Raw genomic sequence first — 26416 nt, forward strand, 5'->3', positions numbered from 1 at the left:
CCTTAGGCTGCAAAGCGCTTGTTGAACGCCGTCAGCAGTTCGGTCAGCTTGGCCTCGGTCTCCGGCTTGATCTGGCGATCATTGCGGATGGAATCGAGGATGTCCTTGCCCGAGCTGCGCATTTCAGACAGCAATGTCGCTTCGTAACGAACGACCTGATCGACCTTCACAGCGTCGACGAAGCACGCGTACCGGCAAACAGAACCACAACCTGCTCTTCAACCGGCAGAGGTGACGTCTGGGGCTGCTTCAGCAGTTCCGTCAGACGGGCACCACGCTCAAGCTGCTTGCGCGTTGCCGGGTCGAGATCGGAGGCGAACTGGGCGAACGCGGCCATCTCACGATACTGGGCGAGGTCGAGCTTAATCTTGCCTGCGACCTGCTTCATCGCCTTGATCTGGGCGGCTGAACCAACGCGCGACACCGAGCCACCGACGTTCACGGCAGGGCGGATGCCCTTGTAGAACAGGTCGGTCTCAAGGAAGATCTGACCGTCTGTGATCGAGATCACGTTGGTCGGAATGTAAGCTGCAACGTCGCCAGCCTGGGTCTCGATGACCGGCAGAGCCGTCAGCGAGCCGCCACCGAAGGCGTCAGACAGCTTGGCAGCGCGTTCCAGCAGACGCGAATGCAGATAGAACACGTCACCCGGGAACGCTTCACGGCCCGGCGGACGACGCAGCAGAAGCGACATCTGACGATAAGCCACGGCCTGCTTGGACAGATCGTCATAGCAGATCAGGCGTGCATGCCGTTATCGCGGAAGAACTCACCCATCGAGCAAGCCGAGTAAGGCGCGAGATACTGCATCGGTGCCGGATCGGACGCCGTTGCGGCGACGACGATGGAGTATTCCATCGAGCCTTCTTCCGTCAGCGTGCGTACGAGATTGGCAACAGTGGAGCGCTTCTGGCCGATTGCAACATAGATGCAATACAGCTTCTGCTTCTCATCGCCAGTGGCGTTGACGGGCTTCTGGGCGACGATGGTGTCGATCAGGATCGCGGTCTTGCCGGTCTGACGGTCACCGATCACAAGCTCACGCTGGCCACGTCCGACGGGCACAAGAGCGTCGATCGCCTTGATGCCTGTCTGCATGGGCTCGCAGACGGACTGACGCGGCATGATGCCCGGCGCCTTCACCTCTGCACGCTTCATGACGACGTCGGTCAGCGGACCCTTGCCGTCGATCGGGTTACCGAGTGCGTCAACGACGCGACCCAGAAGCCCCTTGCCGACCGGCACTTCAACCACTGCACCCGTGCGCGTGACGGTGTCGCCTTCGCGAATGCCGTCGCCATCACCGAACACAACGATACCGACGCTGCTTTCTTCGAGGTTCAGCACCATGCCGCGATCGCCAGTGGTCTGGAAATCGACCATTTCGCCGGCCATAGCATTGGACAGACCATAGACGCGCGCAATGCCGTCACCGATCGACAGGACTGTGCCCGTCTCGGAGACCTGCGCTTCGTCATTGAAGGACGCGATCTGCTGCTTGAGGATGTCCGAAATCTCAGCGGGACGGATATCCATCACGCGGCTCCCTTCATGGCATTCTGGATGCGGGTCAGACGCCCGCGAATGGAGGTATCAAAAAGCTTTGCGCCAATCTGCACGACAAGACCACCGATCAATTCGGGTTCGACGCGCTCGATCATGGAAACGCGAGCGTAGCCTGCTTCGGCAAGGCGCGCCTGCAGGGCGCTGCGCTGGGCAGCACTCAGCGGCTGGGCACTGCGCACTTCGGCAACAGTCTCACCGCGACGTCTGGCGTCGAGGGCGATGACCGCGCCAAGAATTTCATTGAGGCGTGCCGCGCGACGGTTATGGGCCACGACGCCCGCGAAGCGCTGAAGCGTCTCGCTGAAGCCCTGTGCCTTGAGCACAGCATCGAGGCCTTGGCCAGCCTGGCGGGAATCGAGACTTTGATCAGCGAGAAACTCGCGCAGCGATGCGCTTTCTGCAAGCAGCTTGCGCAGTGCGCGCACCTGATCGAGCACCTCTGGAAGTGCCGATTTCTCATCGGCATAGTCATAGAGCGCCAGAGCATAGCGTTGCGCCAGTCCCCCTGACGCATCCAAGCTGACCTGCGGTGCTTCGGCTGTTTCGACCACTGTCACGTCCGGCGTTCCCACCCCAATTACACAAACATCCTGATGACCCTGGCCGCTGGAGCATCGGGCAATCGCCCAAGACACCCCGATTTGCAGCCGCTTGATCGTAACTCAGGTAACGAGACTGTTCGTCCCGATTCCGCAATAACGGATCGGGCCTCGCGGGGCGTCTAGCACGCGTGCCGCGCCCTGCGCAACTGACACTCTGGTTCGAAACGCCTCAGAATCCTGCCTTTATCGACCCGCAACGCATCCTTACGGGACCGCTTTGTTCCAGATTTGCACACTTCGAGTGGTTTTTGGCACTATGCAGCCTTACCTCCCCTAAACAGAAAGCGGTCCCGAGCCATGATACGCGCCTTGCGCCATACCCTGCTTCTTGCCTCCGCGGCGGCGATTCTGTCCCCTGTCGCGCAGCTGCGCCACCTCCCGCCCAACCCGCAGGCGTCCCTTACTGGGACAACTGGACGGATTCCAAGGGCGTGAGCCATCTGACAAAGTGCAAGCTCAAGAACTTCTCGCTGAGCAAGCTCTCAGCCCATGCCGACCCGCAATGGCTCAATCACGCTCAGCAAGGTCAGGCTCGAATGGTCACAAGCATTCAGCCCGCTCATTGGAAAGGTGATTGGCACGCGCCTGAAAACGTCCAGTGGATCATCCGATTCAGGGTGTGCTGTTCATCCAGAGCATGGACGGCTCCCGTGTCGAACTGAACCCGGGCGACGCGTTGCTAAGCGAGGATGTCGGCACCAAAGCCGATAGCAAAGGCCATATCGGCCATCTGTCAGGTAACGTGGGTGATGGCCCGGTCGCATATATGATCACGCAATTCGCTTCTGCGCAGCCTCATCATGAAGCCTGCCAGACGGAGTAAGCCTACAAGGCACGTCACGAGCGCCCCGGTCAGATGAGGGGCGTTCTACTAACGACTTTGAATTTTCCGGGGAAAAGCTGGAGCGGGCGAAGGGAATCGAACCCTCCTCAGAAGCTTGGAAGGCTACTGCATTACCACTATGCTACGCCCGCGCTTCAGCTTGATCCCTCCCTAACGCCGATCCTGACGCGACGCAAGAGCCAGTTTTCACAGCGAATTTCGAAATGATCTCTTGACTTAGGCCTCTGCTCGCCGCATTACGCCGCAAGTGGTCACGTCTTGATCCGGCCGGAGGCAGGTCTTATCCTTCTCCCGATCAACAAGGCGAATGACGCTAGGGGTGTAGCTCAATTGGCTAGAGCGCCGGTCTCCAAAACCGGAGGTTGCGGGTTCGAGACCCTCCGCCCCTGCCACCACGCCGCAGCCGCGGGCTGATCAAGCCAGCGAGCGGAGTCGGGCGCGGTATTCCGCCACGCGCGGCTTTCACATGAATATGAGGATGACGGTGTCGGTCACTACCCCCAAACACGGGTCGCAGCAGTCTTCGCCCTCGACGGGCGGATCTTCGAAGAACGCTCCGAAACCCTCTTCCAAGCCAGCAACCCGCTTTAATCTGGTGCAGTACTTCAAAGATGTACGCTCAGAAGCAACCCGGGTTACCTGGCCGACCCGCCGCAACACGCTGGTCACCACAGGCGCCGTGCTGGCCATGGCTGCCCTCACCTCTGTTTTCTTTTTCGTTGTCGACCAGGTCATCGGACTTGGCGTTCGCGAACTCTTTGGCGTTGGAGGCTAAGACGAACAACCATGGCTAAGCGTTGGTACGTCGTGCATGTCTATTCCGGGTTCGAGAAGAAGATTGCCACCCATATCAAGGAACAGGCAGCCCAGAAGGGTCTGAGCGACCAGTTCGAGGAAGTGCTCGTTCCTTCAGAGGACGTGACCGAAGTTCGTCGTGGCCGCAAGGTCAATGCCGAACGCAAGTTCTTCCCCGGCTATGTGCTGGTCAAAATGGAACTGACCGATGATGCATGGCATCTGGTCAAGGACACACCCAAAGTCACCGGCTTTCTGGGCACCCGCAATCGCCCTTCCCCGATCACCGAGCGGAAGCCGAGCGTATGCTCAAGCAGGCGGTCGAAGGCGCAGAGCGTCCCCGTTCTGCGGTCACTTTCGAGATCGGCGAACAGATTCGTGTAGCCGACGGTCCGTTTACATCGTTCAACGGTGTGATCGAAGAAGTCGACGAGGAACGCGCCCGCCTCAAGGTGAGCGTCTCGATCTTCGGTCGTTCGACACCGGTCGAACTCGACTATACTCAGGTCGAAAAGCTCTGATGCTCCGCGATAAGACAAAAAAACCCGCCCCTGATGGAGGCGGGTTTTTTATGCCCTGCTCACGCTGGCAAGCCAAAAGCGAGACGCCTCAGCCGCCAGGCGGGATCGATCCCAGGGCAATGCCCTGGAAGCCTCCCCTTCAGGGCGTGATCGGCAAAACCGGTAGCGCACGGATCTTCTGCGCTGCCTGATCGGCGAGCTGACCCGTGAGCGTGCTGAGCCCCGCGACAAGCGTACTGGCTTGCACGTTATCAAGAGGTGCCTGAAGCTGCACCGGTACCGTCAGATTCGGACCGATCCCCGGCTTATCTCCATGAATGGAGAGAGAACCAACCAGAGAGGCGTTACCTTTTTGATCAGCGTTGAAAGCCGTCACGGTCAGCTCGACAAAAGCGAGCGGCTTGGTCGAGACAGCATCGTTCTGGGCAAAAACAGTGGTCCCGGGCAGGCGTTGCGCCAGGTCCTGCGTCAGAACGCGCCCGATCATGTCACCGATGGCCTCACTCCACGCATTCCCCTTCGCCATGCCGAGTTTGTAATCCTTGTCCTGACGGACAATCTCGTCCCGATCGAGGCTCGCAGCCACGACCGGAGTGCGAACTTCCACCACGACCGGGCCGCCCGACTGGGCGACCCCAGGAACAGGGGCGATCGAATAGAGCGTGGGATCACTGCCGCAGGCTGAAAGACCTGTTGCCATCACGAGCGCAAGACCTAGGGAGGCCGCGTGACGGCGCATGGTGCGGCGCGAGCCGGAGAGAGAGAGCTTCTTCACGTCAGTGGCGTCCCGTTATCAGAGCCGAAGGATGATGGTTCAGGTAATCCGTCAGGAAGCGGATCGAGCGAGCGGCCTGACCGAGCTGCGTCATCATGGCCTGCAGATCCCGGTGGAAATCGGTGTCACCCCCATAGCTCGCCAGAACAACCTGGGCATTCTTGAGCGTGCCCTGAAGGGCGTCGCTCATCGCCGGCAGTTTCTTGAGCAGTGGCTTCATGCCCTGATCGGCATTCTGAGTCAGCTCGGAGATGTGACGCAGAGAGTCACGCAGGGCGACGATCGACTGTTTGACCTCCGGGCTTGCAAGGCGCTGATCGGTATGGGCCAGAAGGTCGTTCAGATGCTCACCGATCTGGGTCAGCGGCATGGCCGCGACCTTGTCCATGGTCGTGGCCGCAGACGCCATGATGCCATCGATACCACCAGCCTGGCTCGGAATGATGGCGACATCATCCTCATAAGTCAGCGCAGCAGGCTTGGCATTTTTGACAAACTGCAGACCGATCATGGATTCGCCGGTCAGGAAGCTGGCGCTCTCCACCGAAGCCCGCATGCCCTTGCCCACAAAAGCCGTGAGCAGCTTGTGCTGCGAGTCACGAGAACTCTCTTCGCTGTTCAGGACGCGTTCCGGCTCGAGTTCCATCTCGACGCGGACACGAGCCGTTCCATCCTGCTCGTTCACCTTGAGCGAGACATCCGTCACGCTGCCTACCTGAATACCAAACATGCTGACCGACGCACCCGAAGTCAGTCCCTTGACGGAGCTGTCGATATAGGTGGCGGCCTTCAGGCGCTGATGATACCGCGCGTTATCGGCCTCTGCCTGACTTCCATAGAGACGAAAGACAGAATTGGCGGGTGCCTGAGGGGCATCGACCTTGAGACGACGTGTCGGCAGTCCGAAGGCAACACCCCCCGAGAGAAGCGCCTGAAGCGAGGTGAGCTGGACCTTGAGCCCGCCGGCACCCAGCCCGACCTGAACACCCGATACGTTCCAGAACCGTGTGTCTGTCCGCAGATACTGATCGTAAGGCGATTTGACGAAAACCTGGACCATAATCGGTCCGTCGCCACCCGGCGGCATAGTGTAACCGAGCACCTCACCGACAGACATATCTCTAAAGAAGACGGGAGCCCCTTCACCAATCGAGCCAAGCGTGGGTGAAACGAGCATGAAAGTCGACCCAGGCTGGTCAGACCTCACACCCGGCGCTGCTTCGAGACCGGTGAAGTTGCTTTCATAGCGACCACCTTTCTCACCCGGATCGATGGCGATGTACGCCCCGGAGAGAAGGGTTTCGAGCCCGGTGATGCTGGCGCCGTTGATGCGCGGACGCACAACCCAAAAGCGCGTGTGATCCGTCAGGATGTCTTCCGTATCACCGTTCATGCGAATATGGACGATGACCCGACGCATATCGGGCGTCAGGCTGATATCCTGCACCGTTCCCAGCGTGACGGCCTTGTTCTTGACCTGCGTCTGGCCAGCCGTCAGCCCCGAGGCCGTGTCGAAGGTGATCGTGATATCCGGCCCGCGATTGGCGAAGCCGCGCCAGGCCAGCCAGCCCGCGATCACGATGGCAATAATCGGGATCAGCCAGATGACCGAAAAGCGTGTCTTTCTGATCCCGGCCTTTTTAGGGGCGGGGGATTGATCGTTTTGGTCGCTCACGCGCGCTCGGGCTCCATATCGTGAGGAGAAAATGAAGAATCTCCGTTGGAGATCCCTCCCGGGTCGGAATTTTGTTTCGCCTCGTCGGGGATCGTCACGGGGCCGTTTTCCCCAGCGGCGTCCCACATGCTGCGAGGATCGAAACTATGTACTGCAAAAATTGTCACGATGACGACGATGGTGAAGAAGACCACGCCCGGGTCTGCCACAACATTGGCGAGAAAGTTGAAATGAACGATCGCAACCAGAATCGAGATCATGAACACGTCGATCATTGACCAGCGACCTATCAAATCGACAAGACGGTAAAGCTTGGTCATCAACTTTAGTCCCCGCTTCTGTTTCCGCCATGTGCTGAAAACCATGAAGGCCAGAGAGACGATTTTGAGAACCGGCACCGTGATCGACGCGAAAAGAACAAGCAGGGCAAGAGGTATCAGATCTGAATTCCAGAGCTCGATAACGCCGTGGATGATCGTGCTCGTATTCGCTTGCCCCATCTTCGTATAGGTCATGATGGGGAACAGGTTGGCCGGAATATAGCAGACCACCCCAGCCAGAAGCAGAGCAGACGCATTGATCAGGCTGTTCGATTTGCGCCGTTTCAGAATCTGGTGACAGCGCGGGCAGTCTCCCATGTCCTCTTCACGCGGCACTTCTTGATCGAACGCCATCACCAGCCCACAAGCGTGACAGGACAGCATATGCTGAATGGGCGGCATCGACTCGTCTGTCGCCGTAATATGTTCGACTGGCAGGATGCGTCCCTGATTATCTTCAATCTCGTCACGGATGTCGCGATTGAGCCAGATCCGTTCGACGTCCAGCGTGGAATCAGTCGCAGCCTGTGTGATCATCAACGCAGCGATCAGGAAGATCCCGGCACGAAGATCGACAATCGCGAGATCCACGAGCTTGGTATAGGCAACGAAAACACCAAGAATATAGACTTCGATCATCGACCATTCGCGCAGCCGGTCGTACCAGGACATCAGTCTCGGAGCCCAATCGGGCATCTGCCTTCGGCTGGCGCCGATCAGAATGGCGCCCATCAACGCAATGGCGATGCCGGGCATGATCAACGTGGTCAGTCCGACGATCAGGCCAATCTCACCAAAGCCCTCTCGCCCGAGTTCGATCGGCCCCGTCAGGATCGTGACCGTATTGACCCTGCCATGCACATTGATTGTCAGAAGCTCGGTGAAGAACAGAGCAAGATACAGCGCGAGAGAAGCAAGACAGAAAGCTGCCGGAGCGGCAATCGGAGGGGTGTTGCTCCGCCGCGCGAGCTGAGCGTCGCACCGCCTGCAATAGGCAACCTGCCCACGCTGTAATCGGGGAAGCGTCTGAAAAAGCCCGCAGCACGGACACTCCCGCAATCCCTCCACGACTCTCAGGGTCGGGCTGGGTACGTTTGCGGTGGTCATCGTGACGGCGTTACGCCACAGGCGCTTGTGGAAGCGATCAGACATAAAACATATTCTAGCGAACGATTCCGTCCAGAGATAGGTGTTTGCCCTGTTGCAGTAACAGGCGGTCTCGGCTATAGCACCGCGCCATGGACGCCGACATAGCTCAGGGGTAGAGCAACTGATTCGTAATCAGTAGGTCCTCGGTTCAATTCCGAGTGTCGGCACCATTGAATTTCCCCCTCATTCCGTTCCGCTCAAAACAGCCGCGCTTCTGCGCCCGATGATCCATCCGGCGAAGCAGTAGAACGCGAGAAAACCAAGCGGGATCCAGTCGCCTCTCAGAGTTTGAGCGACCAGATCAGTCAGGACAGTGCCCAGATTGACCAGACAGGTCATGATCGCCAGGACAGGCACGATTCCAATCCAGTATAATCCGAGCTGAATACCGGGGAGAGGCACTCGAAACCGCGACCGATCTCTCCCTTTTTCGCCACGCAGTTTCATCACCGCAATCGCAATCACGACAAAACCGATCATGGTGCCTATGCTGACCAGATCCGCCAGAAGCGTGATAGGCAGTAAAGCCGCTGTCAGTGCTGTGAGAACCGTCGTCAGCGCGATCGCCAGGACCGGTGCTCCGCTTTTCGGGTCGACCAGGCTCAGTGCCGGGCTCATCAACCGATCATGCGCAAGAATATGGCAGAGACGCGACTGTCCATAGAGGCTGACGAAAAGCACCGATCCCAGACCGATAACCGAGCCGAATTGCAGAATCAGCCCCAGCACCGGCATGGCAAGCGCCTGTACCGCAAGGGAGACAGGACTTGCGACGTCGAGATCACGAAACGGCACAAGCCCTGTCATGACGAGAGAGACCATGACGTAGAGCAGCGCACTGATGGCAAGCGCTCCAATCAACCCGAAGGGCACATCTCGCCCAGGATTTCGCGCCTCGGAGGCTGCGATAGAGATGGAGTCAAACCCGAGATACGCGAAAGACACGACAGCAACAGCACGCAGCAAGCCTGCCAGACCGAAATGAAAGCCTCCTTCTGACGGAGGCAAAAACGGATGCCAGAGTGCTGGCTTTACATGAGTCGAGCCAACCCAGACGAACACGATCAGAACGGCCAGCTTGAGAAGGACGAACGCCCCATTCGCCCGGCTTGCCTGACGAATACCCCTTGAGAGAATCAACCCGAGGCTCATGACCAGAACCAGCGCTACCGCGTTAATCTGAGCGGCAACATGAAAGCCGCCTGCCTGCCAGGTGACGGTCGACGCTGCGATGGCCTGCGGCAAAACGACGCCACAGGATTTGAGGAACCCGGCAAGGTAGCCAGTCAGGCCAACAGAGACAGCCGAACCGGCCAGGGCATATTCAAGCACCAACATCCACGCGACCCACCAGGCCGGGCCGACCCCAAGGATCGCTCTGGCATAGCCATAGGCTCCGCCCATCGCATCGGGCAGAGCCGAAGCCAGTTCCGCGTAGCAAAGCCCGATAAAACCGCAACTGACTGCGGCGAGCACGAAGCTGAGAGAGACCGCAGGACCGGCATAATGCGCTGCCGCTATTCCGGGCAGAACATAGATTCCTGCCCCCACCACACTCCCGATACCCATCATCAGCAGGCTGAACGGACCGAGATGGCGATGCAGGGTACGAGACTGGCCTTCAGCCGCCATGACGGTAACTTTCCTCAGGATATGACTTGGAAGAAGCGTGACGCCCTCCCTTTCGCAAAGCAAGCCCTGAGGGACAACTGCGATCGCAAGATCGCGGTCAGAAAATCATATTGACCGCAACCTGAGGCGAAACGGTCAGATTGGTGTTATGTCCGGCAAAAAAGGTGGATGCCCCCGCGACAACGCCGAAACGCGGCGACCAGCTATATTCGAGCGCAGGGGCCACCATCCAGTCACCTGAAGCCGCACTGATGCGATCGATCCGTCTTCCCCCGCGATAAGAGCCCCAGACCCTTGCCCCGTTGGCCCAGTCACGCGCCACATCCAGCGCCAGAACCAGACGTTGATTGAATCCGAATTCCAGAGAGAAACCCGTCTGGCCGCTCATCCCGGGACGTCCACGACCGACAAAACCTTTGGTCGTACCGTAACTCGTCATGTCCTGAAGGCGCGCCGAGCTGACGGCCCGGCGGAACATCCCCCACATACGAAGACGCAGCGTATGATCGTCGGGCAGTTCATAAGTAGATTGCTCGACCAGCGCGGTCCGAAAAACATAGGCACCGTTCCCGGCTCCATCCTGACTTCGGCCAAGCTGGGTATAGTCCCCCGTTGGCATCAGCATGCCAGCAAACAGACTCAGGGAGGGAATGTACCGTTTGGGGTCCGGGTCGAGAAAACGCCACAACACGTCAACGGGGAGATCGCCGAATTTCAGCCCGCTTGTATTCCCCTCATGCTTTTTCCAGCGATAGCTGATTGCCGGAAAAATCTGGATACTGATGTGGTCGGTCAGGCCGTATTTGACCATCGTCGAGTTTGCGACCGTCCTCTGACCAGAGGCCATCGGCATGCTTGAGCCATTCGCCCCTAAATAGTCCACGGCCTGATTATAGGTGAAGTAGGGCTCAATCCCGAGAACACCTGCCTTGAATTGCGGGCCAGATGGCGAAATGAGCGACCCAGTATACCATTGCTCATGCTTGGGTTGAGGCGCATCCTCAGAAGCATGGACTTTACTTATCGAAAGAAAGATCACACACATCACAAGTAAGTGAATATATGCAGAAAATACTGGATTTCTATTTTCTAACGAAGATGAAGAAAAATGTCTCAAATTTCCGCCGCGCTATCTTTTTGTTATCGCAGGACGGTTTAATTTCTTATTTTATAAGCGCAACCTTTAGCGCTCGAGCAATTCTTACCTGCAAGGTAGAATTCCTTAAGGAATAAGGCTTTTGCCTCAATGAGCTCACACAGAAGTGAGAAACAATAGATCTGTATTCGGAACCAGATCATGTTTTTTTATTTTGATTTCGGAAGCGACGCTCCAGACAAGAAAAGCTTTGTCTGGAGCGGGCGATGGGATTCGAACCCACGACCCCAACCTTGGCAAGGTTGTGCTCTACCCCTGAGCTACGCCCGCGTTCCGTTGGACGGGTTAATATTGCTTACAGCGCTGTGGCGCAAGAGGGTTTTTTCAGGAAAATCGCTTTTTTTCACTTTATGCAGGCACGTCGTTGTCGGGCTTGCTTCCAAAGGGGTTCAGAACAATCTTGTAGCCAAGCTTGGTAAACGGCACCGCTTTCTATACCGCGTGGCCTTAGAACAGAGAGACGTCATGGACTACATCATTGGGCAAAATCCTCCGCAGCCTCAGGCGACGCCTGGCGCGCCGGTCTCTGGCGCCATGATCGTCGATGCCGATCAGCGCAGCTTCATGCCTGAGGTTCTGGACGCCAGTCGCCAGATGCCCGTTCTTGTCGATTTCTGGGCGCTGGTGCGGCCCTTGCAAACAGCTCACACCCATCCTGGAACGGGCCGTTACCGCTGCTGGTGGGCGGGTCAAGCTGGTCAAGGTCGATGTCGAGGCCAATGCGGCTCTTGCAGCTCAGCTCGGTCAGATTGGCCTTCCGATCCAGTCCATTCCTCTGGTTGCTGCCTTCTATAAAGGCCAGATCCTGGACATCATGCAGGGCGCCCAACCGGAAAGCGAAGTACGTCGCTTCATCGAGCAGGTCCTGAAATCAACCGGAGCTTCCCTGCCAAGCGCCGATATTCTTGCTGCGGCAACAGCCGCCCTGCAAGACGGACAAGCAGCAGAGGCAGCGAGCCTTTATGCCTCTTTGCTTGAGATCGAGCCAGAGAACCCCGAAGGATGGGGCGGCATGATCCGGGCCCTCATCGCACTGGATGACGCAGAAGGTGCCGACGAGGCTCTGAGCCAGGTGCCTCCCAAGCTGAGCGATCATCCCGCCATTTCCGGTGCACGCTCAGCGCTTGCTCTTCATAAAGAAAGCCGTCAGGCAGCCTCTGCTCTCGATGGTCTTCGTGCAGAATGCGCCGCCGCCCCAGACGATCTGGCGCTTCGGTTCCGACTGGCAGGTGCGCTTAATGGCGCAGGAGACAAGAGCGAAGCCGCCGAGACGCTTCTGGAAATTATCCGGAAGGACCGCGAGTGGAACGAAGGGGCAGCCCGCACTGAACTCCTCCGCTTCTTTGAGGCCTGGGGCAATAGCGACCCGGCAACCCTTCCCGCCCGCCGCAAGCTTTCGGCTCTTCTCTTTTCCTGACCATCGCACAGACGTATCAAGAGTGAGCGGAAAAACAGCCTCGTGCGACGCTCGGCTTCGCTCACTCCAGCCTCATCAAGCAACAGGATTTCTCCATGGCCCAAGATCTCGATCCACGCTCCTCTCCATGCTCGTCTGCCCAGTCACCAAGGAAGCGCTCGTCTATGACCGCGAAGCCCAGGAGCTCGTGAGCAAGGGGGCAGGACTTGCCTATCCGGTTCGGGACGGCATTCCGGTCATGCTCCCGGAAGAAGCTCGGCGCATCAGCGCCTGACCAGCAGGCTGGCACGCTCGCATCCGCAGTGCGAGAGGTCAGCGCACAACGAAATGAACTGTGGTCGTCATAAGACGACCCTCTTCATCGGCCTTCAGACATCGAGACATTTATTGCGCGCGTCAAAGACGGGCCCAATTCCTGAAGTCATTCTGAGGAACGTCCGTACTCCCTTTCGGTACGGTGGTCAGCCAGACCGGGCAGTGCGCGACGGTCTTTTCGTCGCTCCACACATTCTCAAAATCGCCACACCCGACTTGACGATCCGTGACAGAGTTACGGGTGCCCGGCATCCTTTGCCCCATACGAAACCTCCGCATCCGGTACAGCGAATTCCGGTTTGACTTCGCGCGTCACTGTCTCTGTCGCCAAGCCTGGCAACATGGGGGGACCTCCATCCATACCCGGGACTGCTATGGGTAATGACGCATAGGCACGCGCCATACGGTCGCGATGAGGAGGGCGCCCCGGTGGATGACCAGGCGGTCCATTGACGGCAAGATCGGGCTTGGGAGGGCTGAAGGCGTCTCCCGCGCAGCCGGTAAGAACCGTCATCAAGATGAGAAGCGGGGTGGAGCGCATAAGACAGGTTCTATCAACCTCCCCCAGCCGCGGCAATTGACGGATGGATCTGGCTGCGGCAGGCAAGGCGGATTGTCTCAAGGAGTGCTTACGTGTTCGATGGATCGCCTGCTACACCACGCGGCCGCCGAAAGGCTGGATCGACAGTCTGTTTGTCGACCATGCAATCTTTCGCCTGCCCTGGACCAATCTCGCTGAGGTCGTTTCCGGCAAGGTCTATCGTTGTAATCACCCAACCCCGGCCCGCCTCGCACGACTGAAAAAGCGTCTGGGCCTGCGCACGCTGGTCAATTTGCGCGGACATCGCCGCTGCGGTTCGGATGCATTATCGCGTGAGGCAGCCAAAAAGCTCCAGCTCGACCATGTCGATATGGCCTTCGAGAGCCGTGGCGCGCCCCATCGGGACCGCATCTTGCGCTTTGCCAATCTCTATAAGAACATCCAGATGCCAATGCTGATGCATTGCAAATCCGGCGCGGACCGGGCCGGTCTGGCATCAGCGCTTGTGATCCTGTTCGAAGGTGGCAGCGCTGCCACGGCGCTCAGACAACTCCACTGGCGGTTCGGCCATTTCAACCGCTCGCGGACCGGCATACTGGACGCCTTCATCCTGCGTTATCAAAGCCAGGCAGAAGGGCGCATTCCCTTTCTACACTGGGTCGAACATGAATACGATGAAGGGCTGCTCAAACAGGATTTCGTCGCGGGAAGGCTCGCTTCCTTCCTGACAGACCAGGTATTGCGACGCGAATAGGCCCGAACGGCGAGCGTCTTTGAGCGACGCTTTTTATTTCGGTGAGGCCATGCTTTTGACGAGGTTAACCAGCTGGCGCCTCACCTTATCGTCTGCGATGCGCTGGAATGCTCGCAAAAGCTCGACTGACGCCTCGTCCAGGTCGAGGTTATCTCTTTCTCCTGTCCAACGTGAAGGTGAGCGCTCTGCTGCCTCACCTCCACGACGAAAGCTTGGAGGCACCTCCGCAAACCCGGATGAGAGCGCCTCAAACGCGCTGGGTTGCCGAGGACCTGCTCCGACATCATCGAAAAAAAAACCGATCGGCACATCGAGCACCCGAGACATCTCATAGAGCCGACTGGCACCGACCTTGTTCGCCCCTCTTTCGTATTTCTGCACCTGCTGGAAAGTCAGGCCGAGCGCTGCACCCAGTTTTTCCTGAGACATTCCCAATAATGTCCTGCGCAAGCGAATACGCGCTCCCACAAGGGCGTCTATCGGGCCAGCAGCCGAAGCGCTTTTCGTGGTATTACTCATACACAAGGACTCATATATCAGGTTAAACACAAGCGCCAATCGCGGTGCATTAACCTTTTATTTTTTAATCCTGAACAAACCCAAGGAAAACAGCCAGAACAAGACTTAATACACAGAGAATTATTGGCACACTCCTTCCATAATGAGAAAAAATGGTCGGTTCTTGTGGCGAGGGCAAGGCAACAACAAGGCTATCCGGGCGGCCCCAGGGAAGACGACCCAGTTCATGACCCGATCCATCGAAAGCCGCAGTGACACCCATATTCGCTGCCTGAGCGACCGGGAGCCCTTCCTCAACCGCACGCATTCTGGCTGTCGCCAGATGCTGTCTGGGTCCGGCACTATTGCCGAACCAGGCGTCATTGGTCACGTTGGCAAGCCAGTGAGGCCGCTTGGGACCAATGACATGTCCGGAAAAAATGACCTCGTAGCAGACCATAGGACCGACAACACCCAAAGCCGGAAGCGACCAGGTGACGAGACCTTTTCCGGGCGTGAGCTGGTCCGGCAAAAGATTGAACGGAATAAAGCGCGGCTGGTACTCGCCGAATGGAACGAGGGTGGCCTTGTCGTAAGTCGCCTGCAAATGACCGCTCTCGTCGAGAACCATCATACTGTTATAGAAATGGTTCTCGGCATCCCGCCGATCCGAGCCGATCATGCCCCAGGCACCATCGCCAGCCTGAGCAATGAGGCGTCGCGCGGCCTCGTCTTCATCCAGTAAGCCGGGAAACCCTGTCTCCGGCCAGAGATAGACGATACTACGATCGGCAGCGACGCCGCGCGCTTTGGTCACGCCTTCATTTGTAAGACGCAAATAGAGCTCAAATGCACCCATCGCCCCGGATCGGGAGAGAATGTCGCGCTCCTGCACGTTGCCCTGCATCAGGGCCACGACAGGGTTCGTCACAGACATCAGGCGCGGATGAGACAGCCGGTAACCACTCGCAGCCATCCACACCACGAGGCCGCCAAGCAGGCCAAATCGCGCTGCCCGACTGTGCCAGACCAGAAGACCTACCAGCACCGCAACAAAAGTCAGACCGTCGACACCGATGATCGCCGCAGGCTGGATGAGAAGATCACCGAAAACGCCCGGAAACTCGAGCACGCTCCCGGTCGGATTCCAGGGAAATCCCGTGAAGATGAAGACCCTGCCCATATCGGCAAGTGTCCAGAACGCCGAGAGCGCCAGAATCCTCGGCAGACCTGAAGGGAAAAGGCAGCAAAGAAGGACTGGCACCATGATGAAAGGCGCAAGAACCAGTGCGCATCCTGGCGCCGCAATCGGGACCGCCCACCAGAACTCGTGAGCCCGGGTCAGAATGGCATTAGTGAGCCAGGAAAGTGCGACCGTGTGAAACCCGAGCCCGAAGAAAAACGCGTGAATCGCAACCCGGCGCAGGCTCTGAGCATCCTGCGTGCACCGATAAAGATAGAGAAGCCCCAGAGCCAAAGCAGGCACAAAATACAGAGGCGGAAGAGCCAGAGCAGCAACTGCACCGACGAAAAGATCGGCCAGAATCATTTTCCCGGTGGAAAATGGAAGCCGGCTCGGCGGGGAGGGAGAGTTCCAGAGCCGGAAAATCACTGTTTGCTCCTGAATTACTCGAGCGCGTCCCTCAGACGGCGCTCATAATGACGGTAGTACTTGTCAGCCAAGAGCTCGCTTTTCACAAGAACGGCCACATCCGTCGTATTGAACTGCTCATCGACTACCGCACCATCTCCAATGAACCCCCCGAGACGGAGATAACCCTTGATCAGAGGAGGCAGCCCGGAGAGGCATTTGCGATGATCCAGTGTGTGAGGATCACGAAGCTGCATATCGACGTAGCGGTTCGGCAGCGCACGAATACGCAGGGCCGGTGGCGCCAGATGATTATGGTAGAGATAGGTCAGCTCATCAGCCATTGTTTCCGGATCGGTTCCGGGCAGGCTGGCGCAGCCGAAAAGAACATCGATCCGATGCAGGAAGATATAAGAGGCTATTCCGCGCCAAAGCAGCTGCATTGCGGAACGGCCACGATAACGCTGATCGACACAGGAGCGCCCAACTTCGAGAAGACGCCCCGGAAATTCCGTCAGAGGGGAGATATCGTATTCACTCGCCGTATAAAAACGCCCGAGGAGAGCGGCTCTATCGCTGCTGAGAAGACGATATGTGCCAACGACGCCTTCCGCCCCGGAGGACACAGCATGGTCGATGACAAGCAGATGATCGGCGACCTCGTCAAACTCGTCGATATCACGCTTGAGCCGCGCCGTGCGCTCGTCCGGACGGGCGCCCATTTCCTCAAAAAACACACGGTAACGGAGCGCCTGAGCCGCATCGCGCTCGGCATCGGTCGTTGCGAGTCTCAGACCCAGCTGCCCCCCACGAAGCTCCGGAAAAGAATCTCTGGCCAGTTCGAGGGTCGAGAGCGACTGACCTGACTGTGTCGTGCTCTCTCCATCCGTCACGAGGAGGCGAAGGATCTCATCGTGTGAAGGCTTGTCGGTCATCCGTCCTGGCCCGTCGGTTCACTCTTGTTCTGCGGCAGTCGACGGCCAAAAAGCTCAAGGCGGTGAGAGACCAGGTCGAAGCCCAGACGACGGGCCAGCGTCTCCATCATCGCAGCATGATCCTCGTCCTCAAACTCGACGACATGACCGCTATCGACATCGATCAGGTGATAATGATGTTGATGTCCGGGTTCGCTCGCCTCATAGCGGGCACGTCCACCACCAAAGTCGCGGCGCTCAAGGATCCCTTTTTCCTCGAGCAGCCTTACCGTGCGGTAGACGGTTGCAATCGAAATGCGAGAATCGAGCTGTGCCGCACGACGGTACAACTCCTCGACATCGGGGTGATCCTCAGCCTCGGACAGGACGCGCGCGATCACGCGACGCTGCCCTGTCATCTTCAGGCCACGTTCGATGCATAATTGACCGATGCGCGACTCATCCTGAGCCCGCCCGCTTCGCTTTGCGTCAGCTTTCGCTTCAGATACCATGAGATAGGGCGTAGCCGAAAAAGAAGCTCTTTGCCAACGTTAAGTAGCGGAGATCGGGCCGCTTTTTCACCGCCTATGGCCAAGCCCGATCTTGCGCGCCAGATTCGAGCGATGACTGGCGTAATTGGGCGCAACCATCGGATATTCCGGTGGCAGATCCCAACGCTCGCGATATTGTTGGGGCGTCATATCGTACACCGTCTGAAGATGACGACGCAGGAGCTTGAGCTTTTTACCGTCTTCCAGGCAGATGATGTAATCGGGAAATACTGATTTTTTGGGCGAGACTGCCGGGGTCGGTTTGACAGTCTCAGGCTTCGCATGAGCCACATTCGACAGTGTTTGATGAACTGTGCGGATGAGATTGGGTAGATCCTGACCGGATATCTCATTATGAGTGACATAGGCAGAAATAATCTGCGTTGTGAGCTTTTGAAGGGTTAAGTTATCCGGTTGTTCGGACATGCGAATTCTCCCTAAAGAACATTCTTTAGAAAGGTATACTGACTGATCAACCAAAGACAAGAAAATATAATAACTATTCGTAGGTTTTAATTATTATGAGCGCTAAAATCGTTGATATTCGAGACAAGATCTGTCCAATGACGACCGTACATGTCCGACTTGCTTTGGATAAAACCCCCACAGGAAGTCGTCTGGATATTCTCCTGCATGGGGAGGAAACCCTGAAAAATGTTGAGATTCTTCTCAAAACACTGGGGCAGAGTGGAGAACGTCTACAAACCGGCGCTCGCACTGAGCATGATTACACGATTTCATTAAACAAACAGTAAGAGAGGACAGCCGCGTCGCTTCCATCTTGGTAGTAAGCTTTCCTGAGGCCGCACTCTGTAAAACCCCAATTTTTGTAGAGAGCGACCGCGCCGTGATTATGCGTGCTGACCTCAAGGAACAGCGTTTCGACGCCCTGCTCGCGGAGATTTCGACAACCCTGCCTCAGAAGAGCCGATGCCACATTTTTTCTGCGATGTTCGGGAAGAACGCATAGCGTCAGAATCTCAGCTTCATCGCCAACATGTCGCAGCATCAAGAGGCCAGCAGGTTTGTCCTGCTGTACGGAAATCCAGGTAAGCATTCCGGGAGACGAAAAGAGGCTTTCGAAGGCCTCAGTGGACCAGCGATCTTTCCCGGTGAAACACTGCTCATGCAAAGCCGCGCATAGTGCAGAATACTCTGCTCCGACAGACAGAAAAACCGGCGTCGCCATTTCTAGACGGGAAAGGGACGCAAGCCCTGCGCCGGCACTTTTGCTTCGGGCGCATCGACATAAAGCGGCTGCAAGGAATCGCTCGAGGCAACATTCAGGCCTGCCTCGAAAATTAAGGCAAGATCAGGCTGCATCACTGGTATCTTCCGCACATTCTGATGGTGCAGCATCTCGACGCCATTACCGATAACGAGCGCGCTCTCTGGTAGGACAAAGGTCTCAGGTGAGCCCGCCCAGAAGGTTCCGTCGCTATGCTCCGCAAAAATCCGGTTGCGCCGCGCCTGAGTCACGCAGACGGCTTCAGCCCATTCCGGGTTAGATCGAAAGCACTGACCCGTCGTCACCCCATGAAGGGTTGCCCCGCACCCAAATGCAAGACCGTCGGCCAAGGCGAGACTTGCCCGCAGCCCGGTAAACGATCCGGGTCCCGTAACAGCCACAAGCCGCTCTGGTCCATCCTGCCAATCGAGCGCGCGTAGCATTTCCTGACAGATCAATGCGAGAGACGCTGTCGCACTCAGTCCTTCGAGCCGTCGATAGGCGACGCGCTCCCGTCCGAGAAACGCTGCAACATCTCCACTCGATCCTGCACCGAGAGACGCACCGTTGAGAACGAGGGAACGCGTCGACCCTGAGATGGACATCAGAGAATAAGACAGGCTTCGTCAAAGCCGAGACGCATCGCTCGCTCGGGCAAAATCTGGGCGTCGGGGTAGCCAAGGCCAGCTACAAAATTGATCCGCCACCCCGTATCGCCAAGAAATATTTCTTCAACGGCGTATGCATCAAAGCCCGAGAAGGCGCAACAGAGAGACCCAGAGCACGTGCTGCAAGGATCAGATAGGCGCCCTGCAGCGAGCCATTGCGAAAGGCCGTTTCTTCAGACAGGCCAACATCGGCGGCAAACCAGTTGCGCAACGACTCGTCCCGACTCAGGCGGGGGAGATGTTCGAAAAAGAGTGGATCATGACAAACCAGAACGACTACAGGGGAAGCGAGACAAAGCTCGACATTTCCCGCGGAAAGAGCCGGACGCAGACGCTCTTTCATGTCGTCAGAGGTCAGAAAAACAAAGCGCGCCGGGCAGGTATTGCCTGACGTAGGGCCGAGCTTGAGAAGCTCGTACAACGAAACCAGCGCTTCACGGTCTACCGGCAGATTGTCCCACCCACGGGGAGAACGCGCCTGCCGGAAGAGTTGATCGAGCGACGCATCATCCAGTGACTCCGTCGGAAGGGACGCTGGATGATTTTCACTCACGTTTTCAATCCTCAACCTGTTCGACCGCAATCACTTCAGGCACGTAGTGACGCAGCATATTCTCAACCCCGTGTTTCAGCGTGGCACGCGAAGACGGGCAGCCCGCACAGGCACCCTGCATCGTCAAACGCACAACACCGTCGCGGTAGCCTCTGAATACGATATCACCCCCATCTCCTGCAACGGCTGGCCTGACCCTTGTGTCGAGCAACTCTCGGATCTGAGCCACGACAGCCTCGTCTTCAGGGGCGATCGTCTCTTCCTGCGCCTCAGCAACAGACTCCAGACTTGCAGCACCAGACTCAAAATGACCCGTGATCGCAGCCAGAAGAAGAGGCTTGAGCGTTGTCCAGCTGAACTCTTCCGTCTTGGTCACCGAAATGAAGTCACTGCCAAGAAACACGCCAGAAACGCCCTCGACGCCAAACAGCGTCTTAGCGAGGGGCGACCGGCCTTCAGCTGCCTGAGGGTCAGCGAAATCGGCCGAGCCTCGATGGCCGGTCACAGCGCGACCAGGCAGGAACTTCAGGGTGGCGGGATTGGGCGTATCTTCGGTCTCGATGAACATCACAGCTCTCGGTTCTCAGTTATAGCTGTGAGATGTGGCATCAATCGCGACTACGCAAGTCCTTTATCCCAATTTCAGACCTGAGCCACGACGAGCGGAAGCGTGATCTCGACGCATAATCCGCGCCCGGTGACATTACGCAGGTTTACCTTTCCCCGTGCACGACCGATTTCACGCGTGACGATTGCGAGACCGAGTCCCATGCCGCCCGTCGCGCGAGAGCGAGACCCTTCGACACGATAGAACGCGGAGAGTACTTTTTCGAGCTCCTCTTCCGGAATACCGGGACCATCATCGATCACTGAGATGAGGGCCGTTTTTCCATCCGATTCAAGAGTGACATGAGCGTCACCACCGTAATTGCAGGCGTTATCGATCAGATTGGCAAACACACGCTTGATGGCCAGAGGCCGGACCCAGGCCTGACAACGATCCGGGCCCGCGTAACTGGTCTCTCTGCCCCTATCACTATGGGAGTCGAGCAAAGTGTTCAGTATTGCGACCAAATCGACCGGCTTGATCGGCTCGGGATCCAGATCACCGGCAAGATAAGCCAGCACACCGGTCACCATGGCTTCCATCTCATCGATATCGGCTTCGATCGCCATTTGTGTCTCTTCATCATCCATAAAACCCGCCCGCAGGCGCAGGCGCGCGAGTGGCGTTCTCAGATCATGAGAAACAGCGGCAAGAATTTCGGTTCGGTCGCTGATGAGACGACGAATGCGGTGCTGCATCTTATTGATCGCATGGGCGAGCCCTCGCACCTCGCGCGGCCCTCGCTCATCGACCATGGTCCATTCCATGTCGTCGGATTTCGCGATGCTGTCAGCCACCCGGGCCAGCGCTCTGAGAGGCGTACTAAGAGATCGAACGATCATTGACGCAGCAAGGGCTACCGCACCCGCGGTAATCGCCGCCGATGCAAGCCCTCCGGTCATGTGTCGATGCTTGAGGATTCCCGGGACGTTGAAAGTCAGGCGACTTCCATCTGCAAGCTGCAGGCTGCCATGAATGCTGGAGGAATCCGCCCGGTCTGCCCAGACCCGGAGATCGGCCTTCGCCAGATCACGATCTGTCGCAATCAGATTATCTTCTACCCGACGCAGTCGATGCGGCTGCTCAGGCTCGAAAGGCTGGTTGGCCGAGCGCCAGGCAACGCTGATCCCATTATCTGAAAGCAGCGCTCCAAGCAGGCCACGCTGACTGATCGGCGTCGTGCGCAGTACCCGAAGGTCGGTGCTCAATTCCTCGGCGAGCTGAGTGATCCTGCTGTCGTCATCGATATAAGTCTCGGCTTCTTCATAGAAAAAAGCACTGGCGACAAAAACAAGTACGACAGCAACGAGAAGAACAAGGCTAACCCGCCCCACAAGTCCCAAAGGCCAGAGATGTACGGCGCGGGGCGCTTTGCCCCTCGCTCCCGAGGAAAGAGGCATTAGCGCTTAAACGCGCTCGACTTCGGCCACGAAAATATAACCAAGTCCGCGAACAGTGCGAATAAGGGCGTCGGCATCGTCGCCCAGCTTGCGGCGCAAGCGGCTCACCAGAACGTCGATGCTGCGATCGGACACATCACCAAGACGCGTGCGTGACAACTCGAGCAAGCGGTCTCTGGCGATCACACGCTGGGGGTTATCGAGAAAACTCGTGAGCAAGTCGTGCTCGGCGCCGGAGATCTCGACCACGGCACCGGACGGATCCGTCAGCTCACGGCGACGCAGATCGAGCTTCCAGCCAGCAAACAGGATCGTCTCTTTTCGCGCAACTTCTGTCGGCGCAATGCCTTGTCCGCGACGAAGCACGGCACGCACACGAGCCAACAGCTCACGCTGACCGAACGGCTTGGCGACATAATCGTCAGCACCGATCTCGAGACCGAGCACGCGATCGCGTTCTTCTCCACGTGCTGAGACCATGATGATGGGAGTTTGTGCGAGAGGGGCTTCGCCGGGATGGTTCGTGCCTTGCCCTCCCCGGATTGCCCGACAGAGCTCGACGCCGCTGGTTTTGGGCAACATCACGTCCATGACGAAAAGATCGACTGGCCCCACGGCGAGGGCGTCCCACATTTCATCACCCGAGGCCACACTGCGAACCCGAAATCCGTCACCTTGCAGCGCGCGCTGTATCAGAGTCCGCATACCCGGATCATCTTCAACGATAAGGATACGAGCCGGCAGGTCAGTTACTGGAGTTACTGTCGTCATCATCCCATCGATCATGCTGTGGTAAACGAGATTTGATACAATCTATGTCTACCACAACGCAAGAACAACAAGTTGGAAGCGCGCTTACACGCGCCTCACTTCACTTTGAAGGTTTTGTAATCAGTAGGGTCCAGAGCTGCGCGAGATCTGCAGTGCCATGGTCACCGCCCACCTCAGCAAACGCCTTGACAGCATCCTGAGTACGACCTGCGTCCATCAGGCCATGCCGTACTGGAGCTTGGCTCCTTCCGGTGCGGCCGGCTTTTTAGCAAGACCTTCACGCATCAGCGCGAGACCCGCGTCAACCTGGCCATTGAGGACAAGATTATAGCCGGTCGTCAAAGACGGGGCAGCGTTAGGCATTTTGCGAGCCGCGTCGGCATCGGCGGCAAGACTTGCCTTCGTCTCTGCAGCGCGTTTGACAACCATGGCCTTCAGGCGTGCCTCGCGTGCCGCAGCAGCGTCTTTGCCCAGCGCACCGGATGCATAGGCCTTATCCATCAGATTCAGGCCGAGCTGAGGCAGGCCTCCCTGAACAGCGCGCTCGACCATATCCATGTAGTCTGAAGGATCCTTGAGCACGCCTGTCGCCATACGCAGGCGTTCCAGGTTGAACTGGAGCGTATCCGGCAGCTTGGGGTCAGCCGCGAGATTATGGATCAGCATCGCCCAGTAATCGGGCTTTGAATAGTACTTGGCCAGAAGCACATAGGCGTGCGTCTCGTTATCAGTGTCTTTCATCTGATGATAGCACGTTGCCAGGAACTGAAGCTGGTTCTCGCTGGGGATATGCTTCGACTTGATTTCGGCGTTGATCTGGTCCTGCTGCACACGGGCAGCATTCTTGTAATCCTGCTGCAGATAGTAGGACTGCACCAAAAGCGCCTGCATCTGCGCGTTGGGGCCGGCGGCCTTCAGATAGCGCTCGATCGCAGGAACCGCGTGCGCGTAATCCTTGGCACCATAGGCCATTGTCGCATTGGCCATCATCATCTGCTGCTTGGCTGCGGCAGGCGTGCGTGACGACGCAATCAGCACGTCATACGCCTTGGACGCAGCCGCCACGTCACCCGAAGAGGCTGCAACAGCAGCGCGCATCTGGGCGACGGTATATTTTTCGTAATCGGTTTTCCCCGGCAGGGCGTCAGCCGCATCAACAGCACTCATCGCCTTGGTGTAGTTTTTCGCACCCAGAGCCGTCTGTGCCTCCTGAAGGGGCTTGCCAACCTTGGCGCTCAGTTGATCCTGAGCGTAGGCAGCAGGCGCCACGAGGCTCCGACGACAGGCAAAGAAGAAGAAACGGCCAGAAAGGAACTGGCTGCTAGGAGGGCGCGAGAATACCGGGGAAAACGCACTTACTGTCCTTCCATGAACTGGTCTTGACCGACAATGCCAAGCTTCGTGACGCCGAGACGTTGAGCATCGGCGAGTACGTGGGCAACTGTCTTGTAATCGGCGAGGCGATTAGGGTGAATATGCATTTCGGGCTGATCCGGCTGGTTGGCCGCGTCCATGAAATGCGCCTGAAGATCGGCCTCGGACGACATGGGGGTGCCATTCCAGCTGATCGAGTTATCGAAATCGATCGCAACCGTGACAACCTTGGGCTCTACCGTGCTCGGCGGCGGATTGCCCTGCGGCAGATCGAGCGCGACCGAATGCGTCTGAAGCGGAATGGTGATGATCAGCATGATGAGCAGCACGAGCATGACGTCGATCAGGGGCGTCGTGTTGATATCGACGATGCCCTCGTCTTCATGTGTGCTGTCGGATCCAACGCTCATGGCCATGAGAGAACTCTCCAACAGGCGGAAACCGGCAAGGTGCCGGCAACCAGAAAAAACGGAGCTGGATAGCCCTGCCCCGAGGCAGAGCCATCCTTAAGCTGGGGTCCTGACCGAGATCAGGAGTGAGGCTGCTCGGTGATGAAGTCGATGTGATAAATGCCAGCTTCCTGACATGTCGCAACGAGCTTACCGACAGCCTCATAACGTGCCTTGCCGTCACCCCGGATCTGGATCTGGGGTTGGGGCTTGATGACCGCGATCTTCTCGAGACGATCGAGCAGATCCTGATGACCGCGCAACGGAACTTCATTCCAGAACGCCTGACCATTCGCCGTGACCGCCAGGACGATATTGCCTGGCTTGGTCTGGGTCGGCTGGTTGGCGTCGCGCGGCAGCTGCACCTTCACGGTATGCGTCGCAACCGGGATGGTGATCAGGAAGATGATGAGAAGAACAAGCATGACGTCGACGAGCGGCGTCGTGTTAATCGCCGAGACGACTTCGTCTTCTTCACCACCCCCACCGACGTTCATTGCCATGATCAGGCAACTCGCGCGCTGGTGGTCGTGGTCGTCGGGCTGTGATCGCCACCGGTCGTCGGTGCCACACCGTGACGGAAGCCGCCAAGCAGGACAGACTGAACGTCGGCTGCGAAGTTACGCACGCGGTCCATGGCGCCCTTGTTACGACGGACGAGCAGGTTGTAGCCGAGAACAGCCGGAACAGCGGTTGCAAGACCGATAGCCGTCATGATGAGGGACTCACCAACCGGGCCAGCAACCTTGTCGATCGAAGCCTGACCGGCGATGCCGATAGCTGTCAGAGCATGGTAGATGCCCCAGACCGTGCCGAACAGACCAACGAACGGTGAGGTGGAACCAACCGTACCCAGGAAGGCCAGACCGCCCTGAAGACGCGTGTTGATGGTGTCGACCGAACGCTGAACGGACATGGCAGTCCAGCTATGCAGGTCGATGGCGTCGCGCATCGAACCTTCGTGATGCTCTGCAGCAACGATACCCGTCTCAGCAATATAACGGAACGGCGAAGCCGGGGTCAGGGCAGCAGCGCCTTCCTGAACGGTCGGCTTAGTCCAGAATTCACGAGCGGCTTCCTTCGAAGCTGAGAAGACTTTCGCCTGCTCGAAGAACTTCGTGACCATGATGATCCAGGTACCAGCGGACATGATGACCATGATGATCAGAACGCCACGGGCAATCGCATCACCGTTCGACCAGAGCGCGCTCAGACCGTAAGGATTTTCCTGCGACTTCGGAGCAGCCGTCTCAGCAGAGGCATCCGGAGCCGGGGCAGCAGGTGCAGCCGCGTCAGGAGCCGGAGCAGCAGGAGCCGCTGCATCGGGAGCCGGGGCAGCAGGCGCAGCCGCATCAGGGCCGGAGCAGCAGGCGCCGGTGCTGCGGCGTCAGGAGCTGCCTGGGGAGCTGCAGGAGCTGCCTGGTCAGGCTGAGCAGCCGGCGTTTCCTGAGCAAGAGCTACGGTCGGCACGATCACACCCTGCGCCACGGCAAGCGTGACTGCCAGGGCCGGGGCGGCGAGAGCGGGAAGGCGGAACAGTCTCGTCATTAACTCCAAATCCTCTGAAAAAGAGCCCCTTCAAGAAGGACTCTGGCAGTGCCACCCCCACCGGAAGGCGGGGTTGGCTCGGTTTGTCATTTTGTCGGATTACGAAGGCACGAACCCTCGCAATCCGTCCGGAAGCGCCAGATCTGAAGGCGGCTTCCGAGCTTTTCGTTGATGCGGTCAGGAGCCAGTCCCAACCGCACTG

General features: G+C 57.9%; 24 protein-coding genes, 4 tRNA genes and 6 pseudogenes. 9 read left to right on the forward strand and 25 right to left on the reverse strand.

Going from position 1 to position 26416, the window contains the following annotated elements:
* Positions 1-2: 2 nt before the first annotated feature.
* Positions 3-1536: pseudogene (atpA, locus tag JCM15831_RS19225) on the reverse strand (F0F1 ATP synthase subunit alpha).
* The gene (gene atpH / locus JCM15831_RS13540) at positions 1536-2123 is read right to left on the reverse strand and encodes an ATP synthase F1 subunit delta (RefSeq protein WP_232228211.1); all 588 of its coding nucleotides are present in this window, start codon (positions 2121-2123) and stop codon (positions 1536-1538) included. The pseudogene atpA and the gene atpH overlap by 1 nt, the downstream one beginning before the upstream one ends.
* Before the next feature lie 643 nt (positions 2124-2766).
* On the opposite strand from atpH, the gene JCM15831_RS20565 reads away from it, so the two are divergent.
* Positions 2767-2991, forward strand: a complete 225-nt coding sequence (locus tag JCM15831_RS20565; RefSeq protein WP_051528539.1) for a cupin domain-containing protein — start codon at positions 2767-2769, stop codon at positions 2989-2991.
* A 78-nt stretch (positions 2992-3069) separates the two neighbouring features.
* Here the strand turns inward: JCM15831_RS20565 and JCM15831_RS13550 are convergent.
* A tRNA-Gly gene (locus JCM15831_RS13550) sits at positions 3070-3143 on the reverse strand.
* A gap of 184 nt (positions 3144-3327) precedes the next feature.
* On the opposite strand from JCM15831_RS13550, the gene JCM15831_RS13555 reads away from it, so the two are divergent.
* The 3 genes and pseudogenes from JCM15831_RS13555 (at position 3328) to nusG (ending at position 4328) form a co-directional block, all read left to right on the forward strand.
* A tRNA-Trp gene (locus tag JCM15831_RS13555) sits at positions 3328-3404 on the forward strand.
* 86 nt (positions 3405-3490) lie between these two features.
* Positions 3491-3787 carry a preprotein translocase subunit SecE gene (gene secE / locus JCM15831_RS21150; RefSeq protein WP_025824674.1) on the forward strand — a complete coding sequence of 99 codons (297 nt, stop codon included), beginning with the start codon at positions 3491-3493 and terminating at the stop codon, positions 3785-3787.
* An 11-nt stretch (positions 3788-3798) separates the two neighbouring features.
* Positions 3799-4328: pseudogene (gene nusG / locus JCM15831_RS19240) on the forward strand (transcription termination/antitermination protein NusG).
* A 139-nt stretch (positions 4329-4467) separates the two neighbouring features.
* Here nusG and JCM15831_RS13570 read toward each other — a convergent pair.
* The 3 genes from JCM15831_RS13570 to JCM15831_RS13580 are packed head-to-tail and all read right to left on the reverse strand — an operon-like array spanning position 4468 to position 8250.
* Positions 4468-5103, reverse strand: a complete 636-nt coding sequence (locus JCM15831_RS13570; RefSeq protein ID WP_035774574.1) for a PqiC family protein — start codon at positions 5101-5103, stop codon at positions 4468-4470.
* Position 5104: 1 nt separating this feature from the next.
* Positions 5105-6778 carry a PqiB family protein gene (locus JCM15831_RS13575; protein ID WP_025824676.1) on the reverse strand — a complete coding sequence of 558 codons (1674 nt, stop codon included), beginning with the start codon at positions 6776-6778 and terminating at the stop codon, positions 5105-5107.
* A complete protein-coding gene (locus JCM15831_RS13580) occupies positions 6775-8250 on the reverse strand; it encodes a paraquat-inducible protein A (protein ID WP_025824677.1) in 1476 nt (491 codons plus the stop codon). Before JCM15831_RS13580 ends, JCM15831_RS13575 begins: the two co-directional genes overlap by 4 nt.
* Before the next feature lie 92 nt (positions 8251-8342).
* Between JCM15831_RS13580 and JCM15831_RS13585 the strand changes: the two genes are divergently transcribed.
* Positions 8343-8417, forward strand: a tRNA-Thr gene (locus JCM15831_RS13585).
* Positions 8418-8430: 13 nt separating this feature from the next.
* On the opposite strand, the gene JCM15831_RS13590 is transcribed toward JCM15831_RS13585, so the two are convergent.
* The 3 genes from JCM15831_RS13590 to JCM15831_RS13605 all read right to left on the reverse strand — a co-directional run bounded on the left by JCM15831_RS13590 (position 8431) and on the right by JCM15831_RS13605 (position 11305).
* Positions 8431-9879, reverse strand: coding sequence for an APC family permease (locus tag JCM15831_RS13590; protein ID WP_025824678.1), 1449 nt, complete (start codon positions 9877-9879; stop codon positions 8431-8433).
* A gap of 97 nt (positions 9880-9976) precedes the next feature.
* On the reverse strand, positions 9977-10732 hold the full coding sequence (locus JCM15831_RS13595) for a hypothetical protein (protein ID WP_232228212.1): 756 nt from the start codon (positions 10730-10732) through the stop codon (positions 9977-9979).
* 498 nt (positions 10733-11230) lie between these two features.
* Positions 11231-11305 (reverse strand) — tRNA-Gly (locus JCM15831_RS13605).
* Positions 11306-11500: 195 nt separating this feature from the next.
* Between JCM15831_RS13605 and JCM15831_RS19245 the strand changes: the two are divergent.
* Together JCM15831_RS19245 and JCM15831_RS21155 are read left to right on the forward strand one after the other, a co-directional pair.
* A pseudogene (locus JCM15831_RS19245) lies at positions 11501-12452 on the forward strand (tetratricopeptide repeat protein).
* Positions 12453-12579: 127 nt separating this feature from the next.
* Positions 12580-12726, forward strand: coding sequence for a Trm112 family protein (locus JCM15831_RS21155; protein ID WP_084490710.1), 147 nt, complete (start codon positions 12580-12582; stop codon positions 12724-12726).
* Between the two features lie 276 nt (positions 12727-13002).
* Here JCM15831_RS21155 and JCM15831_RS13620 read toward each other — a convergent pair whose 3' ends face one another.
* Positions 13003-13308, reverse strand: a complete 306-nt coding sequence (locus tag JCM15831_RS13620; RefSeq protein ID WP_025824681.1) for a hypothetical protein — start codon at positions 13306-13308, stop codon at positions 13003-13005.
* 92 nt (positions 13309-13400) lie between these two features.
* On the opposite strand from JCM15831_RS13620, the pseudogene JCM15831_RS19250 reads away from it, so the two are divergent.
* Positions 13401-14062 (forward strand): annotated as a pseudogene (locus JCM15831_RS19250) (tyrosine-protein phosphatase).
* A 33-nt stretch (positions 14063-14095) separates the two neighbouring features.
* On the opposite strand, the gene JCM15831_RS13630 reads toward JCM15831_RS19250, so the two are convergent.
* From JCM15831_RS13630 to JCM15831_RS13650, 5 genes are all read right to left on the reverse strand, one after another.
* Positions 14096-14581: a helix-turn-helix domain-containing protein gene (locus tag JCM15831_RS13630; RefSeq protein ID WP_025824682.1), complete on the reverse strand. Its 486-nt coding sequence runs from the start codon at positions 14579-14581 to the stop codon at positions 14096-14098.
* Positions 14582-14645: 64 nt separating this feature from the next.
* Positions 14646-16172 (reverse strand): apolipoprotein N-acyltransferase, encoded by a 1527-nt coding sequence (gene lnt / locus JCM15831_RS13635; protein ID WP_232228213.1) that lies wholly within the window; start codon positions 16170-16172, stop codon positions 14646-14648.
* 14 nt (positions 16173-16186) lie between these two features.
* A complete protein-coding gene (locus tag JCM15831_RS13640; RefSeq protein WP_025824684.1) occupies positions 16187-17086 on the reverse strand; it encodes a GNAT family N-acetyltransferase in 900 nt (299 codons plus the stop codon).
* Positions 17083-17577: a Fur family transcriptional regulator gene (locus JCM15831_RS13645; RefSeq protein ID WP_025824685.1), complete on the reverse strand. Its 495-nt coding sequence runs from the start codon at positions 17575-17577 to the stop codon at positions 17083-17085. Before JCM15831_RS13645 ends, JCM15831_RS13640 begins: the two co-directional genes overlap by 4 nt.
* A 66-nt stretch (positions 17578-17643) precedes the next feature.
* Positions 17644-18042 (reverse strand): MucR family transcriptional regulator, encoded by a 399-nt coding sequence (locus tag JCM15831_RS13650; RefSeq protein ID WP_025824686.1) that lies wholly within the window; start codon positions 18040-18042, stop codon positions 17644-17646.
* A gap of 95 nt (positions 18043-18137) precedes the next feature.
* Here JCM15831_RS13650 and JCM15831_RS21160 point away from each other — a divergent pair, with 95 nt between their 5' ends.
* Positions 18138-18371 (forward strand): sulfurtransferase TusA family protein, encoded by a 234-nt coding sequence (locus JCM15831_RS21160; RefSeq protein WP_084490711.1) that lies wholly within the window; start codon positions 18138-18140, stop codon positions 18369-18371.
* On the opposite strand, the gene JCM15831_RS13660 is transcribed toward JCM15831_RS21160, so the two are convergent.
* The 10 genes and pseudogenes from JCM15831_RS13660 to JCM15831_RS23455 all read right to left on the reverse strand — a co-directional run bounded on the left by JCM15831_RS13660 (position 18344) and on the right by JCM15831_RS23455 (position 26214).
* Positions 18344-18805, reverse strand: a complete 462-nt coding sequence (locus JCM15831_RS13660) for a GNAT family N-acetyltransferase (RefSeq protein WP_025824687.1) — start codon at positions 18803-18805, stop codon at positions 18344-18346. The genes JCM15831_RS21160 and JCM15831_RS13660 overlap by 28 nt on opposite strands.
* Before the next feature lie 2 nt (positions 18806-18807).
* Positions 18808-19449, reverse strand: coding sequence for a tRNA threonylcarbamoyladenosine biosynthesis protein TsaB (locus JCM15831_RS13665; protein WP_025824688.1), 642 nt, complete (start codon positions 19447-19449; stop codon positions 18808-18810).
* Positions 19449-20026 (reverse strand): annotated as a pseudogene (locus tag JCM15831_RS19255) (malonic semialdehyde reductase). The gene JCM15831_RS13665 and the pseudogene JCM15831_RS19255 overlap by 1 nt, the downstream one beginning before the upstream one ends.
* A gap of 43 nt (positions 20027-20069) precedes the next feature.
* On the reverse strand, positions 20070-20633 hold the full coding sequence (locus JCM15831_RS13675) for a NifU family protein (RefSeq protein WP_025824689.1): 564 nt from the start codon (positions 20631-20633) through the stop codon (positions 20070-20072).
* A gap of 74 nt (positions 20634-20707) precedes the next feature.
* The gene (locus JCM15831_RS13680) at positions 20708-22072 is read right to left on the reverse strand and encodes an ATP-binding protein (protein WP_025824690.1); all 1365 of its coding nucleotides are present in this window, start codon (positions 22070-22072) and stop codon (positions 20708-20710) included.
* A 6-nt stretch (positions 22073-22078) separates the two neighbouring features.
* The gene (locus tag JCM15831_RS13685) at positions 22079-22843 is read right to left on the reverse strand and encodes a response regulator (protein WP_025824691.1); all 765 of its coding nucleotides are present in this window, start codon (positions 22841-22843) and stop codon (positions 22079-22081) included.
* A 216-nt stretch (positions 22844-23059) separates the two neighbouring features.
* Positions 23060-24112, reverse strand: a complete 1053-nt coding sequence (locus JCM15831_RS19260) for a hypothetical protein (RefSeq protein ID WP_198024346.1) — start codon at positions 24110-24112, stop codon at positions 23060-23062.
* An 86-nt stretch (positions 24113-24198) separates the two neighbouring features.
* Positions 24199-24633 carry an ExbD/TolR family protein gene (locus JCM15831_RS13695; RefSeq protein WP_025824692.1) on the reverse strand — a complete coding sequence of 145 codons (435 nt, stop codon included), beginning with the start codon at positions 24631-24633 and terminating at the stop codon, positions 24199-24201.
* Positions 24634-24746: 113 nt separating this feature from the next.
* Positions 24747-25169 (reverse strand): ExbD/TolR family protein, encoded by a 423-nt coding sequence (locus JCM15831_RS13700; RefSeq protein WP_025824693.1) that lies wholly within the window; start codon positions 25167-25169, stop codon positions 24747-24749.
* 2 nt (positions 25170-25171) lie between these two features.
* Positions 25172-26214: pseudogene (locus JCM15831_RS23455) on the reverse strand (MotA/TolQ/ExbB proton channel family protein).
* Positions 26215-26416: the final 202 nt, after the last annotated feature.

The sequence above is a fragment of the Asaia astilbis JCM 15831 genome, from assembly GCF_000613845.1.
GTDB classification, from domain to species: Bacteria; Pseudomonadota; Alphaproteobacteria; order Acetobacterales; family Acetobacteraceae; genus Asaia; species Asaia astilbis.

Excerpts from the sequence above, each read along its gene's own strand:
- JCM15831_RS13680 (WP_025824690.1), bottom strand. The coding sequence starts at position 22,072 with ATGCCTCTTTCCTCGGGAGCGAGGGGCAAAGCGCCCCGCGCCGTACAT.
- JCM15831_RS13675 (WP_025824689.1), bottom strand. The coding sequence starts at position 20,633 with ATGTTCATCGAGACCGAAGATACGCCCAATCCCGCCACCCTGAAGTTC.
- secE (WP_025824674.1), top strand. The coding sequence starts at position 3,491 with ATGACGGTGTCGGTCACTACCCCCAAACACGGGTCGCAGCAGTCTTCG.
- JCM15831_RS13640 (WP_025824684.1), bottom strand. The coding sequence starts at position 17,086 with ATGACCGACAAGCCTTCACACGATGAGATCCTTCGCCTCCTCGTGACG.
- JCM15831_RS13620 (WP_025824681.1), bottom strand. The coding sequence starts at position 13,308 with ATGCGCTCCACCCCGCTTCTCATCTTGATGACGGTTCTTACCGGCTGC.
- JCM15831_RS13595 (WP_232228212.1), bottom strand. The coding sequence starts at position 10,732 with ATGCCGATGGCCTCTGGTCAGAGGACGGTCGCAAACTCGACGATGGTC.
- JCM15831_RS13590 (WP_025824678.1), bottom strand. The coding sequence starts at position 9,879 with ATGGCGGCTGAAGGCCAGTCTCGTACCCTGCATCGCCATCTCGGTCCG.
- JCM15831_RS13645 (WP_025824685.1), bottom strand. The coding sequence starts at position 17,577 with ATGGTATCTGAAGCGAAAGCTGACGCAAAGCGAAGCGGGCGGGCTCAG.
- JCM15831_RS13660 (WP_025824687.1), bottom strand. The coding sequence starts at position 18,805 with ATGGCGACGCCGGTTTTTCTGTCTGTCGGAGCAGAGTATTCTGCACTA.
- JCM15831_RS13580 (WP_025824677.1), bottom strand. The coding sequence starts at position 8,250 with ATGTCTGATCGCTTCCACAAGCGCCTGTGGCGTAACGCCGTCACGATG.
- JCM15831_RS13630 (WP_025824682.1), bottom strand. The coding sequence starts at position 14,581 with ATGAGTAATACCACGAAAAGCGCTTCGGCTGCTGGCCCGATAGACGCC.
- JCM15831_RS13700 (WP_025824693.1), bottom strand. The coding sequence starts at position 25,169 with ATGGCAATGAACGTCGGTGGGGGTGGTGAAGAAGACGAAGTCGTCTCG.
- JCM15831_RS21155 (WP_084490710.1), top strand. The coding sequence starts at position 12,580 with ATGCTCGTCTGCCCAGTCACCAAGGAAGCGCTCGTCTATGACCGCGAA.
- JCM15831_RS13665 (WP_025824688.1), bottom strand. The coding sequence starts at position 19,449 with ATGTCCATCTCAGGGTCGACGCGTTCCCTCGTTCTCAACGGTGCGTCT.
- JCM15831_RS21160 (WP_084490711.1), top strand. The coding sequence starts at position 18,138 with ATGAGCGCTAAAATCGTTGATATTCGAGACAAGATCTGTCCAATGACG.
- JCM15831_RS13685 (WP_025824691.1), bottom strand. The coding sequence starts at position 22,843 with ATGACGACAGTAACTCCAGTAACTGACCTGCCGGCTCGTATCCTTATC.
- JCM15831_RS13695 (WP_025824692.1), bottom strand. The coding sequence starts at position 24,633 with ATGGCCATGAGCGTTGGATCCGACAGCACACATGAAGACGAGGGCATC.
- JCM15831_RS13650 (WP_025824686.1), bottom strand. The coding sequence starts at position 18,042 with ATGTCCGAACAACCGGATAACTTAACCCTTCAAAAGCTCACAACGCAG.